This is a genomic window from Bacillus sp. AF62, from assembly GCF_050312695.1.
Lineage (GTDB): Bacteria > Bacillota > Bacilli > Bacillales > Bacillaceae_G > Bacillus_A > Bacillus_A cereus.
The window spans coordinates 1-13,192 of record NZ_JBNPJZ010000156.1; the positions used below are offsets into that span (position 1 = coordinate 1).

The window sequence follows — 13,192 nt, forward strand, 5'->3', positions numbered from 1 at the left end:
GGCCCATCATTTGCACAATCGATAAAAGAGGCGATTGATTGTTCGGTTGAAATCATCAAACGCACTGAACTTCACAAATTGGTCGTGTTATCAAAACGCTGGATTGTAGAGCGAATTTTTGCTTGGTTGGAAATTTATCGAAGGCTGTGGAAGAACTGTGAACGAACACTTGAAAATAGTAGACAGAGTTGCTTATTGACAGGTGTAGCGATTTTATTAAAAAGATTTGAGACAGGTTCTAAAAGCAAAAAGGGATTCCAAGCCTGACAACTTTCTTTTTTGGTATAAAAAACCACAAATAGGTGATGCTATCGATAAGGTCATCTCCTGACCTTTGATCTTTCCTCTTAAGGCAGCATTCAGGTCAAAAAGACGAGAGTTTTCTCGTCTTTTTGTTTTGTATATACATTCATCTGAAATTAACATACTGTCTCATTATCGATAGCACATTCTTTGGTAGAATGCTTATTTTTATATTTTCAAAAGAAGTTGTAAAAGGTGTAAAATATTTATAATACATGTCTCTTCTGAAGATGATACAGTGTTTGTATGGTAAAATAAAAGGAAATATTTGAACAGACATTCATAGAATGATAAGGACATAAATCTACCTCTATAAAAAGAGATACATGGGTCATGTATCTCTTTTTATAGAGGTAGATTAGGTTTGAATGGTCGTCGTTGTATCAGCGGTATCTACAGTTACAATTTCTAAGATAATAGGGCTTCCACTTAAAATAACGGTATCTGGTGAGCCAGGCACTGTGATGACGACAGATCCTGTCGTTGGTGTACTAGCTGTAAAACTCAGAATCGCATCCATTTGTAAGACACCATTAATATATAAATTAGCGTAACCATTGGTAGGGATGAAAATAGGTGGTGTAACCGGATCTCCATTTTCATTGCGAAATAAAGAAAAGTTAATCGCAAAAGGTGTGCCTGCTGATATAGAAGTGGGTGTGATGTAGAAGTATTTTTTAGATGTTGCATTCGCAGGCACATTTGTGAGAGCGTTTCCTACTATTTTCATGAGTTGAAGTGCCATTTTTATACACTCCTTTATAAAGACTGGTTGTACTATACTATGTATATGTACATAAAAGGGACATGTGCTAAAGTAAAAAAGGAATCAAAATGAATTATGTAAAAAGATGGGACCTCATGTTTTGTAAGACATGAGGTCCCATCTTTATATATATTAAAATGTATAATTAATAGAGAACGAAACTTTTACTGGAGAAGAAGTTGTTCCTGCTCCTACAATGCCAATGGAATTGATATCACTCATCGTAATAGATCGTGATTCTCCTGGTCCAACAGTAAATCCACCTACTATTGTACCGTTCACTGTAAGGGAGGCTGTAGCACCTACCCCAATGATGCCATCATTTTGAACTAAAATGGTTCCATTTATGATTCTGTTTGTATCGTCATTCCAAATGGGTACAGGTGTGCCACCTGTATCACTTAAAACAATCGTACAACAAACCGCATCATTGACAGCTTGTTGTTGGAAATTAGAACAATTTCCTAATTGAGCCATGTGAATGAACCTCCTTTTCCAACCGTATTGTCTTTTTTATATAAACCTATGTTGTGTGGATGAATACATAGAAAAATAAAAAAAAGATGGTAAAGGCTTATTACAACCAACCCCAACAATTTCTTCTTCTGCAACGACGACAATGACAAGATGTCGGTTGTGATTCCTCATTATCACAACAATCAGAAGGTCCTGAATCGATTACCTCAGTGATTGTTTCTTCTTCATAGACATGATGTGGTACATAGCGTACATGTTCCCTGTTAATATGAATAACAGGATGGATATATGTGATTTCTTTTTCTGTATACGTGTCGTTTATGATGTATTTCGGTTTACAATGAATGGTTTCTTTACATTTGTTTGTATCCATTCTGATCCACCTTTCTGTATTTATAGTTATTGTATGTAAAGGAAAACAAGATTGGTTTGTGCGTTTGTCTCATGTTGTATAGAGAATGTAGGAGGATGGAAGAAAGAAACGAGGTATTTGATAAGAATTGTTATAGTCAAATCATGATTGTTTAAATAATTATGAATAATAAAAAAACGTTTCACATATGAATGATACCCTTCATATAGTATAAAGGGACAACCTCCTATTTATATATATATTATTGTAATTACATTATAGAAGATTAAACAGAAAAAAATTTTTAAAATTGGTTCAATATACCAAATATATAACATAAACTATCTTTGTGTTTATTTATAATAATTTTTTAAGGAGTGAAATAATGGCAACTTTAAATGAATTATATCCATCTGTACCGTATAATGTATTGGCGTATACGCCACCCTCTTTTTTACCTGATGCGGGTACACAAGCTACACCTGCTGACTTAACAGCTTATGAACAATTATTAAAAAATTTAGAAAAGGGAATAAATGATGGAAAGTATACGAAAGCAATCGCTGATGTACTTCAAGCTATTTTTATAGATGATACGATAAATTATCAAACATATGTAAATATTGGTTTAAGTTTAATTACAATAGCTGTACCGGAAATTGGTATTTTTACACCTTTCATCGGTTTGTTTTTTGCTGCATTGAATAAACATGATGCTCCACCTCCTCCTAATGCAAAAGATATATTTGAGGCTATGAAACCAGCGATTCAAGAGATGATTGATAGAACTTTAAGTTCGGATGAGCAAACATTTTTAAATGGGGAAGTAAGTGGTTTACAAAATTTAGCAAGCTTATATCAGTCTACAATGGAGGATGTTCAAAGTGCTGGAGGATTTGATAAGGCAGATCCTGGATTAATTAAAAAGTTTACAGATGAAGTGTTAGCTTTAAATACTTTTTATACAGATCGTTTACCTGTATTTGTTACAGATAATACAGCAGATCGAACTTTGTTAGGTCTTCCTTATTATGCTGTACTTGCCAGCATGCATCTTATGTTATTAAGAGATATAATTACTAAAGGGCCTATATGGGACTCTAAAATTAATTTTACACCAAATGCAATTGATTCTTTTAAACATGATCTTAAAAATAATATAAAGCTGTATTCTAAAACTATTTATGACGTATATCAGAAGGGTCTTGCTTCATATGGAAACCCTTCTGATCTAGAGTCATTTGCAAAAAAACAAAAATATATTGAAATTATGACAACGCATTGTCTAGACTTTGCAAGATTGTTTCCTACTTTTGATACAGATCTTTATCCACAAGGTTCAGGTGATATAAATTTACAAAAAACAAGACGCCTTCTTTCACCTCTTATCCCTATACGTACTGTGGATGGAGTAACATTAAAAGATACTCCAGTAGATACTTCAAATTGGCCTGATTATGAGAATGGGTTGTTTCCAAATCCAAGAGAAAGGGTACTAAAACAAATTACGTTACACCGTAGCTATAGAGCTTCAGCGGATCCTGGGGCATCTAAATTAAATCCTTATTTATGGGGAATAGAAGTTGAAGATACTTTGGAAACACGTCTATATGGGAAGCTTCCAACTGTAGATCCACAGATGGGACCGGATTATATTTCAATACCTCCTGATAACCCGGTAGTACAAATCAATATGGATACTTGGTCACAGCCACCACAAGGTGGGGGTTGGTGGAACACGAATATTGGTTCCGGAAGTGTAAGAAATTTAAGTTTTTTACAACAGGATGGTAGTTGGATTAATTCTGATAATCACCCAGGTGGGACGGAGTATAAACTTCCTGGAGCTCATTATCTTTCATATCTGTATGGAACTCCTTTTAATACTGATAATGAATATGATGCTCATGTTAGTGCATTGGCAGGTGTGAGTACGCCTCAAGAGGCTATGGGTGATAATATTCTTGGGATTCCAGATGAAGATGGAAAGATATCATCTAGTGGATTTGCATGGGAAAATGGAGATATTGCTAATGGTATAGGTTCTCTTCAAGTAGTTAAGGAAACCATTACGGGAACAAATGCGGTTAAATTGAATTATCAGCAAATAGTAAAATTACCTATTCAGAATAAGACGAAGCTAAGTTATAATGTTCGTATTCATTATGCAAGTAAAAATGAAATTAAAGGTTTTTTCCATATATATACAGGATCGGATGATTTATTAAAAGGAGAAGTCACATTTCCTAGTACAGAAGTAGATGATGTCAAAAAAATGGTAGCTGTACAAGGTGATAATGGTAAATACGCTTTGCATGTATTTGAGACACCTGTAACTTTGCCAGTTGGTCAATTCACTGCATATATTCAAAATAATAGTACAGAAGATTTCTATTTAGATCGTATTGAATTTGTTCCTGTTACTTCTGATGATAATGATACTGATATTACTATTCCCTTTCATGCAAGTCTTTCAATACAACCTGGAGAAAGTCAAACTATTTGGAAATCCCCGGACTCAAGAGTAGGGATTAGTACAGATTTTACGACACATGTTCTTAATCAGTTTTTGGGATTTGCACAATATTACAAATCTGGTGAGGCTCTGGATCGCTCTTCTATGGGGGATCTATCGGATCACGTTCAAAAATCAATATCAACAGGATTTGATGAAATTAGAATATTGAATACTGAGGTGGGTTCTGCCCCTATAGTAGGTACTGTTAGTGGAAGTATTGACTTAAGTTCTAATAACAATCCTGGTAACAATCCTGGTAACAATCCTAATGATACTGTAACTATTGATACAAGTTTTGGAGTTTCAAAAGGTGATACTCAAATTATTTGGACTGCACCACAATCCAAATTAGGAGTTTCGACAAAATTTCAATTAAATACTGATTCTACTATAGAATTACATTATTTAAAATCAGGTGTTATTCAGCAGCCTATAGGAGTTTATTATGGCGATGATCCGGATATTCTTATTCAAGATTCAGTACCAACAGGATTTGATCAAATTGAAATGTATAATGCTTATGATTTTTACAATGATTATGATACTACAGAAGGTTCTTTAAAAGGAACTATTTCTTTTGCTTCTAATTCTAGTCGAAATACATTTGTTTTTTTTGAAAAACAAATAGATTTAGATAACATTACAACACAAGTAAATGCATTATTTGCATCAGGTACCCAAAATAGGTTGGCTCAAAATGTAAGTGATCATGATATTGAAGAAGTTGTACTGAAAGTAGATGCCTTATCAGATGAGGTATTTGGAGAAGAGAAGAAGGCATTACGTAAATTAGTGAATCAGGCAAAACGTTTAAGTAAAGCAAGAAATCTTCTGGTAGGCGGTAGTTTTGAAAATTGGGATGCATGGTATAAAGGAAGAAGTGTTGTAAGATTATCAGATCATGAATTATTGAAAAGTGATTATGTATTCTTACCACCACCAAAATTCTCTCCATCTTATATATTCCAAAAAGTAGAAGAGTCAAAATTAAAAGCAAATACACGTTATGTGGTTTCTGGATTTATTGCGCATGCGGAAGATTTAGAGATTGTCGTTTCTCGTTATGGGCAAGAAATACAAAAAGTTGTGCAAGTTCCATATGGTGAAGCGTTCCCATTGACATCAGGTGGAGTATTATGCTGTATGTCACGACCTAGCTCTGATAGAACATCAACAAATCCACATTTCTTTAGTTATAGTATTGATGTAGGGGAATTGGATATGACGGCAGGTCCTGGTATTGAGTTTGGTCTTCGTATTGTAGGACGTACAGGTGTGGCACGTGTGAGTAATTTAGAAATTCGTGAAGAGCGTTCTTTAACCGCAGATGAAATACGAAAAGTGCAACGTGTGGCAAGAAATTGGAGAAGCGAGTATGAGAAAGAACGTGCGGAGGTAACAGGATTAATTCAACCTGTTATCAATCGAATCAACGGATTGTATGAAAATGGAAATTGGAATGGTTCTATTCGTTCAGATATTTCGTATCAGAATATAGACGCGATTGTATTACCAACCTTACCAAAATTACGACATTGGTTTATGTCAGATAGATTTAGTGAACAAGGAGATATCATAGCTAAATTCCAAGGAGCATTAAATCGTGCGTATGCACAACTGGAACAAAATACGTTACTGCATAATGGTCATTTTACAAAAGATGCAGCCAATTGGACGGTAGAAGGCGATGCACATCAGGTAGTATTAGAAGATGGTAGACGTGTATTACAATTGCCAGATTGGTCTTCGAGTGTGTCTCAAACGATTGAAATCGAGAATTTTGATCCAAATAAAGAATATCAATTAGTATTCCATGGGCAGGGAGAAGGAACGGTTACGTTGGAGCATGGAGAAGAAACAAAATATATAGAGACGCATACACATCATTTTGCGAATTTTACAACTTCTCAACGTCAAGGAATTACGTTTGAATCAAATAAAGTGACAGTGACTATTTCTTCAGAAGATGGAGAATTCTTAGCGGATAATATTGCAATTGTGGAAGTTCCTATGTTTAACAAGAACCAAATGGTCAATGAAAATAGAGGTGTAAATATAAATAGCAATACAAATATGAATAGTAGCAATAACCAATAACTGTTATATGGAAACAGGTGCAAGTGTTTGTTGCACCTGTTTTTTCATCCTGTTTCTAAAAAAATGAGGAGGTTAGATGTATGCAAAAGAAATCAAAAGTAATAGAACCAACAAATAATAGTATGTCAGTAAATAATAATATTTCATTAAAAACACCGATGCCAATTGGGTATAGAAAAAAATCAGGTTGTGGTTGTGGGAAACGTCGTTAAGTGGAAATTGAATATGTGGAATGGATAAAAACAAGTGTGAAAGTTGAACGTTCATACTTGTTTTTTGTATGTGTATCTAAAATATAGAAAAAGCAAGTGGAAAAGATTTTAAACGTCCTGAATATCAACTGATGAAACATATGTTGAGAAACGGCGCTGTTTTATATATTCAATCACCAGATTGTTTGGGGCGAAATAAACAAATAATTTTAGACGAATGGCAAGAATGAATTAAAGAAAAAAAAGATTGATATCGTTGTAATCTGTACCCTTTGTAAAGGACATTTTGAAAAAAGTTAGGCAACATCAAGAAGATGATTTCTGTATCCAACAGGAGTCATCTTTTTTAAATTCCATTGATATCTATAATGATTATAATACGTCATATATTTCTTAATTTCTTGTTTCAATCCATTAAAGGACGCGCAAGGTTTTATATGAGCTTCATCTTTCAGATGACCAAAAAACGATTCTTGTGGGGCGTTATCCCAACAGTTTCCTCTTCTTGACATGGGTTGTCCAAGATTTAGCTTTTTGACTAGCTTTTGATAGGTAGGGCTTGCGTAGTGGGGTCCTTAATCTGAATGAATATAAGCACCTTCAGTCAATGGAATCCGCGCATTCCTTTTTAGTTTATAGAGAGTTGTCGTTACGAGCTCTAATGTCATCTGTGCTGAAACATGGTAAGCTAAAAATTCATTAGTTGAGCCGTCTAACAATGTAGATAAATAGGCCCTTTGATTCTTACTGTAAACTAAATAGGTGATATCTGTAAGAAGTGGTTTCCCTGGGGTATTTTGTTTAAATTCCCGATTTAATTGATTCGGTACTATTCGATGTTCTTTTGTAGCTTTAAGCATTTTTTTATAAGAATTCGCTTTGCGAACCGGACAGATAATCTCGTATTTCTTCATAATTCTACGGATACGCTTTAAATCGTAGACAACTTGAAACTGACCCGCCAATGTCATCTTTATTTGACGAGCCCCCTTGTTTCTATTTCTAAATTGAAGTGCTTTTAATATGGTTTCCTTCAAGATTTCATCTCGATCACTCTTTTATTTCCGTTGTTCTTGAGATGAAACTGAAAAGTAATTATAGTATCCCGAACGGGATACACCAGCTACTTTACACAAATGACTGACCATATTCCTTAAGTTGTATTTCATGATGACAGAACGAATCAAGATGAATTTCTGACTAGGTGGTAGTGTTATTTCCTTCTCATCCTCCCTTCCATAAGTTTGATTTTTTTCAGCAATTCGTTTTCCGCCTTTAGTAAGTTTCGTTCAGCTTCTAAACGGGCATACTTTTCTTCTAACGTAAGCTCTCTCTCAAGAGTTCTGCCAGCGTTTTCGATACGTGTATCCCTTAAACCCAATACACCATTTTTTCTATAAGCAGGACGCCATCTACTTCCCGATGACATAACTCGCTTCATTCCAATCATATCTATATCAAAACTACATTCTTCAAAAATATTTCGAGATAGCTTTCCTTTTTCATTTTCCTCAATAAAAATATGCTTAAATTCCTCTGTATAAGTGATACCTTTCTGACTTACAGATTTTACGTATAGGTTATTTGATAGGATTTGAATTTCTCTTTCTGTAAATAGTTTTTTGTCATTTTCAACATTATCCAATCCAAATTTTCCTTTTATTATACAAGAAATACCCTATAGAATAGACTTTTTTCAAGTGTCTATTCTATAGGGTACATTTTATTGTGTTGGATATGCCTCTTCTTAACACCATGAAATATAAAGATTTAAATGGAATGGAAACCCTTATTTCAGATTTAATTTTGCAGGTATTACGTTATATGGCTGATGATGAAAGAAAAAGAATTCGTGAAAGACAAAAAGAGGGAATTACAATTGCACTTCAAAAAGGAGTTAAATTTGGCAGCAAAAATGTTGAGATTGATGATACTTTTAAAGAAACTTATCAAGAATGGACAAACCATAAAATTACTGCAGTAGAAGCCATGCAAAGAGTAGGAATGAAGAGTAATATATTCTATAGAAGAGTCAAAGAATCCGAATATACTTTACAAGAAAGCAATCCTTCTTAAAAGAAGGGGTTGCTTTTTCTTATTGCCCCTTTTTGCGAAAGTAATTAAAAGGGGGATATTTAGAATTATTTTTCATCTTATTCTTCCTTTAGTGAGGGACCTGGCATGAACCTGCGTACACATGTCCTTACGAACGAAACAGAACAGATTATTGAAATAATCTGTTCTGAGAGAGGATACAATTTGAGTTTTTTTGCACAAGAATCAATTGTTTAACCATAGTGCGAGCCCTTTTCTTAATTCCAGCTTTTTTTCTCTTTCAAAATAATTAATACATGAGGGCTGATGATGTTGACACTTCATATAAATCATATTTACATTACTCTTCTTTCGGAAGTACAATTTTTTTATATAATTGAACCGTAATGAAGTAATAAATCAAGTAAATCACTACAAAAATAACAAGTGGTACCCATATACGGAAATACGGATCAATTAAAAGAGGGCTGAACATATTCATACCAACTAATACGTGAACAATACCCACAATTGCTGGAACTAAGAATACAAAGAATAACTCTTTATAAATCGATTGTGTTAATAACTCTCGGCGAACACCGATTTTACGAAGCATTTGATAACGTGTACAATCTTTGGATGCACCAGACAAAACTTTAAACATCAGACAGCTTGCCATCATTGCTAAGAACGCAATTCCAACGAAGAATCCCATAAACATGAGTCCGCTAGAAAAGCTTTGATTCCCCTTATAGTTTTGATACTTACTACCCAATTCTTCTGCTTTCACATTTTTATATTTAACTATCTGTAATTCATCAAGTTTTTTCCATTCTTTTACATATGCACCAAAATTATTTGTTTTCCCAATAAACACGGTATTTTCTGTACCTTTGATATTATCATATATGTTTTGATTGACAATTTTCACTTCATGATTCGGATACATATACTCTGGTTGAATTGCTTGGAAAACATCGCTCCATTGTCTTGGTTTTCCATCATCTTTCCCCCATTGTCTTGACAACGCAAATGCATTTATGGGGATTTCCTCTGAAATTTTCATTGTCTTCTCATTTTTTCTATCTTTGACTAAAGGACGATTATTCTCTAGCTCTTCTTTTGTATAATACACATACGTATCATCCACCTTGTAGTGATATTCAAGTTTCTCTTTGAATGGAATGCCGTCTAACAATTCCTTTTCTTCCACTGTTGGATTATGAACTATCGAATCATAAATCGTTCCTTTATCAGTCTGTTTTATAACATCGTTTTTAAATGCCATACCACACGCAATTCCCCCCGCTCCAAGAGCTACTAAGATTGCTACCGTTGCCAGTACGTTTGTTAGACTGTTCATACGGAAGTTTAATTGCGCAAAAGTAAAAGCATTCAGCTCTTTTTCCCTACGTTTTTTATTGCTCTGTACCTTTTTCATCATAACGGGGAGAAGGGATCCAAATAGTGTGTACGTACCAATTGTAGCTGTGATTAATCCAATAGCCATGAATGTAGGAACGCTTAGTATATCTTTTCCTTGTAGCTGTGATATATAGATCAGTGATGTATACCCAATGCCTAGTAAAAGCAAACCAAGGAATGCAACTACAACTGTCATTTTCCCTTTTACCGCGAGACGCTCTGTTTGTGCATCTGCATGTACAAGTTGCAAAACAGAAATACGTGACAATTTCATACTATTCAGGATGGCTGATAGTCCAAATAAGACAAAAAAGAAGATGCAAGTAACAGTCATAGATGGAATATAAAATGCTTGATACCCTTCTCCAGAAAAATCCAACTGGTTCATTAATAACTGACCGATACCTTCTGCAAGTCCTACACCAACTGCAATTCCGATTGCAAGAGATGCGGTACCTACTATGATTGTTTCGATAAACATAAGTAAGGTAACTTTATGTTTTTTTGCTCCTAACATCATGTACATGCCGAACTCTTTTTGGCGAAGAGATAATAAGAAAGAGTTTGCATATAAAATGTAGAAAAACGTTACAATCGCTAATAAAACGGAACCGATTTGGAATGCTATTGCAACTATCTCAGCATGTGGATTTGATTCAAGGAACGTTTTATTTAGTGATAACGTTTGAAACATATAGCAAGTTGAAATAGATACGATAAGACCAGCAAGTAAGACAATATAATCTTGTAATTTCCTTTTTAGCCCGGACATGGAAAGTTTAAATAACATGCTTGCACCTTCTTTCTTATGCTTTTTGTGTGCCTAAGTCTGCAAGCACGTCTAAAATTTCTTTATAGAATTTGTCACGTGTACCACCGCGGTGAATTTCTTTATATAGCTCTCCATCTTGAATGAATAAAATACGTTGGCAGTAACTTGCACTATATGGATCATGCGTAACCATCATAATCGATACGCCTTGTTCTGTATGTAAGCTTGTCATCGCATCCAGTAAACTAGTTGCGTTTTTAGAATCAAGAGCTCCTGTAGGCTCGTCCCCCAAAATAATGGCCGGTTCATGCACTAACGCACGTGCGGCTGCTGAACGTTGTTTCTGTCCACCAGATACTTCAGATGGATATTTTTGTAGAATTGCTGAAATTCCTAACATATCGGCTACTTTTTCTACCTTCGGTCCAATCCTACGTGATGAAACACCTTGAAGTGAAAGCGGAAGTGCGATATTTTCATAAATAGATAAGTTTTCTAATAAATTAAAGTCTTGGAAGATGAATCCTAACTTTTGTGAACGGAAATCTGAAAGCTCACCTTGCTTCATTGTTGTAATATCTGTACCCGCAATTTTAACAACGCCGCCTGTTGCTTTATCAAGCGTTGAAATTACATTTAATAATGTCGTTTTACCAGAACCAGATGGTCCCATAATTCCAACAAATTCACCCTCTTGAATGGAGAATGATACACCTTTTAATGCGTGTGATTGATTCTCACCTTTTTTACCATACACTTTTTGAACGTTTTTCACATCTACAACTGGTTTCGTCATATATATCCTCCTACGATTGTTATTCTCTTACTTATTTTGCTTTCTTGGAGGATGAATCGCTATTGATTAATATGACAGTAACCTTACATTTTTGTAAGGAGATGTTTCTTCCACTTGAAAACAGCTACTTTAGTATGGGAAGAATACAAAAAAATACCAAATGATGATTGGATTGTTACAATGAAGGGTGCATGGTTTAAATGACATCAAATATAAACTTTTACAAACAATATTACTTATCTAGTTTTAATATACGTATTTTCTAATGTGAGGCATATACAATATTCATTTGCTTATTCCCCTATCTCTAATCCAGATCCACCTATTCATGAAATAACAAATGTATATGCAACAACTTTAAATGTGAATGAATATCCACATTTAAATGAAAATTCTGTATTTAGTTCAATCATTGGTGTAAGTACTCCTCTTGAAGCTTCTCTTAATTATAATATTGGAATTCCAGATGAAAATGGAACTATATCAGGAAATGGGTTTCGATTTAAAAAAGGAGTAATTGATAACGGTCTTGAGTCTTTTCAAATAGTTAAAGAATATATAAATGGGGTAAATGCTGTTAAATTATCAACAAATATTAAAATTACCTATTTATAATCAGACAAAATTGGAGTATAAAGTTAGTGCTCGTTATGCGAGTAAAAATGATATTACGGGATATTTTCATATATCTACGGAAGCAGTTAAGAGGAGAGGTTACATTGCCTAGTACAGAAATAGATGCTGTCAAGAAAATGGTATCTGTGCAAAGAGATAATGGAAAGCGTGCTTTAAAAGAATTTGATACAATTGTAACTCTTCCAGTTGGTCAATTCACTGTATATATTCAAAATAATAACGAAGAAGATTTCTTTTTAGATCGTATTGAGTTTATTCATGTTTTTCCTGACAACATTTTCCCTTTTAATACAAGTTTTTCTGTAACACCTGGAAATAGTTCGACTATTCGTAAATCAATATAGTTAATATTAGGAATTTGCACAGATTTTATGTTAAATTTTAATCAATTAGACGCTAATGTAATGAGACACTATTACAAATCTGGTCAAGTGCAGGGACCTTCCACTGTTTATCTGGATTCAGATCATGTTCAAGATTCAGTGCCAACAGGATTTGATGAAATTAAAATAGTGAATGTTGGTAAGTTTTTGACAGCAACAAGTAATGTTAGTGGAAGTATTGAACTTACTTCTACCGAGGGTGTTGCAAAACTAAAATAAATATGCAATGTTATGAATCAGAAAAACTAGCTGAACATGCAATAGATAACGATTTTGACCATACCAACGTGGCTGTTCCAGCCCTTTATCTTTGAGATGACTAAACTGTTGTTCAATTTTTCCATGCTCTTTCATCAACTGTTTGCCAAAGGTAGTTTGTACAAAATGAGACACTACACGACGATGTGTACTTTTGATTGGT

General features: G+C 34.2%; 11 protein-coding genes and 4 pseudogenes. 8 read left to right on the forward strand and 7 right to left on the reverse strand.

Going from position 1 to position 13,192, the window contains the following annotated elements; genetic code table 11:
• The coding region (locus tag ACQRBL_RS31130; RefSeq protein WP_427736300.1) for a transposase at nucleotides 1-267 on the forward strand (267 nt) is incomplete at its 5' end.
• A gap of 394 nt (nucleotides 268-661) precedes the next feature.
• Here the strand turns inward: ACQRBL_RS31130 and ACQRBL_RS31135 are convergent.
• The 3 genes from ACQRBL_RS31135 to ACQRBL_RS31145 form a co-directional block, all read right to left on the reverse strand.
• The gene (locus ACQRBL_RS31135) at nucleotides 662-1,048 is read right to left on the reverse strand and encodes a DUF4183 domain-containing protein (RefSeq protein ID WP_411996615.1); all 387 of its coding nucleotides are present in this window, start codon (nucleotides 1,046-1,048) and stop codon (nucleotides 662-664) included.
• 153 nt (nucleotides 1,049-1,201) lie between these two features.
• A complete protein-coding gene (locus ACQRBL_RS31140; protein WP_327940384.1) occupies nucleotides 1,202-1,546 on the reverse strand; it encodes a DUF3992 domain-containing protein in 345 nt (114 codons plus the stop codon).
• A gap of 100 nt (nucleotides 1,547-1,646) precedes the next feature.
• A complete protein-coding gene (locus tag ACQRBL_RS31145; RefSeq protein WP_242068226.1) occupies nucleotides 1,647-1,919 on the reverse strand; it encodes a hypothetical protein in 273 nt (90 codons plus the stop codon).
• 364 nt (nucleotides 1,920-2,283) lie between these two features.
• Here ACQRBL_RS31145 and ACQRBL_RS31150 point away from each other — a divergent pair, with 364 nt between their 5' ends.
• The 3 genes and pseudogenes from ACQRBL_RS31150 to ACQRBL_RS31160 form a co-directional block, all read left to right on the forward strand.
• Complete coding sequence (locus tag ACQRBL_RS31150; protein WP_427736303.1) at nucleotides 2,284-6,513, forward strand: insecticidal delta-endotoxin Cry8Ea1 family protein; 4,230 nt, start codon at nucleotides 2,284-2,286, stop codon at nucleotides 6,511-6,513.
• A gap of 80 nt (nucleotides 6,514-6,593) precedes the next feature.
• Nucleotides 6,594-6,725 (forward strand): hypothetical protein, encoded by a 132-nt coding sequence (locus ACQRBL_RS31155; RefSeq protein WP_257129756.1) that lies wholly within the window; start codon nucleotides 6,594-6,596, stop codon nucleotides 6,723-6,725.
• An 83-nt stretch (nucleotides 6,726-6,808) separates the two neighbouring features.
• Nucleotides 6,809-6,989: pseudogene (locus ACQRBL_RS31160) on the forward strand (recombinase family protein); the annotation flags it as partial.
• Between the two features lie 32 nt (nucleotides 6,990-7,021).
• Here the strand turns inward: ACQRBL_RS31160 and ACQRBL_RS31165 are convergent.
• Nucleotides 7,022-8,370: pseudogene (locus ACQRBL_RS31165) on the reverse strand (IS3 family transposase).
• Between the two features lie 80 nt (nucleotides 8,371-8,450).
• Between ACQRBL_RS31165 and ACQRBL_RS31170 the strand changes: the two are divergent.
• Nucleotides 8,451-8,801: pseudogene (locus tag ACQRBL_RS31170) on the forward strand (recombinase family protein); the annotation flags it as partial.
• A gap of 319 nt (nucleotides 8,802-9,120) precedes the next feature.
• Here the strand turns inward: ACQRBL_RS31170 and ACQRBL_RS31175 are convergent.
• Together ACQRBL_RS31175 and ACQRBL_RS31180 are read right to left on the reverse strand one after the other, a co-directional pair.
• Nucleotides 9,121-10,974, reverse strand: a complete 1,854-nt coding sequence (locus ACQRBL_RS31175; RefSeq protein ID WP_411996613.1) for an FtsX-like permease family protein — start codon at nucleotides 10,972-10,974, stop codon at nucleotides 9,121-9,123.
• Between the two features lie 16 nt (nucleotides 10,975-10,990).
• Entirely contained in the window at nucleotides 10,991-11,752 is a 762-nt protein-coding gene (locus ACQRBL_RS31180) for an ABC transporter ATP-binding protein (RefSeq protein WP_411996612.1), read from the reverse strand.
• Nucleotides 11,753-12,019: 267 nt separating this feature from the next.
• On the opposite strand from ACQRBL_RS31180, the gene ACQRBL_RS31185 reads away from it, so the two are divergent.
• The 3 genes from ACQRBL_RS31185 to ACQRBL_RS31195 all read left to right on the forward strand — a co-directional run bounded on the left by ACQRBL_RS31185 (nucleotide 12,020) and on the right by ACQRBL_RS31195 (nucleotide 12,990).
• On the forward strand, nucleotides 12,020-12,367 hold the full coding sequence (locus ACQRBL_RS31185) for a hypothetical protein (RefSeq protein WP_411996611.1): 348 nt from the start codon (nucleotides 12,020-12,022) through the stop codon (nucleotides 12,365-12,367).
• 104 nt (nucleotides 12,368-12,471) lie between these two features.
• Nucleotides 12,472-12,732 carry a delta endotoxin C-terminal domain-containing protein gene (locus ACQRBL_RS31190; RefSeq protein WP_411996610.1) on the forward strand — a complete coding sequence of 87 codons (261 nt, stop codon included), beginning with the start codon at nucleotides 12,472-12,474 and terminating at the stop codon, nucleotides 12,730-12,732.
• Nucleotides 12,733-12,792: 60 nt separating this feature from the next.
• Nucleotides 12,793-12,990 (forward strand): hypothetical protein, encoded by a 198-nt coding sequence (locus ACQRBL_RS31195; RefSeq protein WP_411996609.1) that lies wholly within the window; start codon nucleotides 12,793-12,795, stop codon nucleotides 12,988-12,990.
• Here the strand turns inward: ACQRBL_RS31195 and ACQRBL_RS31200 are convergent.
• A pseudogene (locus tag ACQRBL_RS31200) lies at nucleotides 12,982-13,192 on the reverse strand (ISNCY family transposase); the annotation flags it as partial. The gene ACQRBL_RS31195 and the pseudogene ACQRBL_RS31200 sit on opposite strands and share 9 nt — an antisense overlap.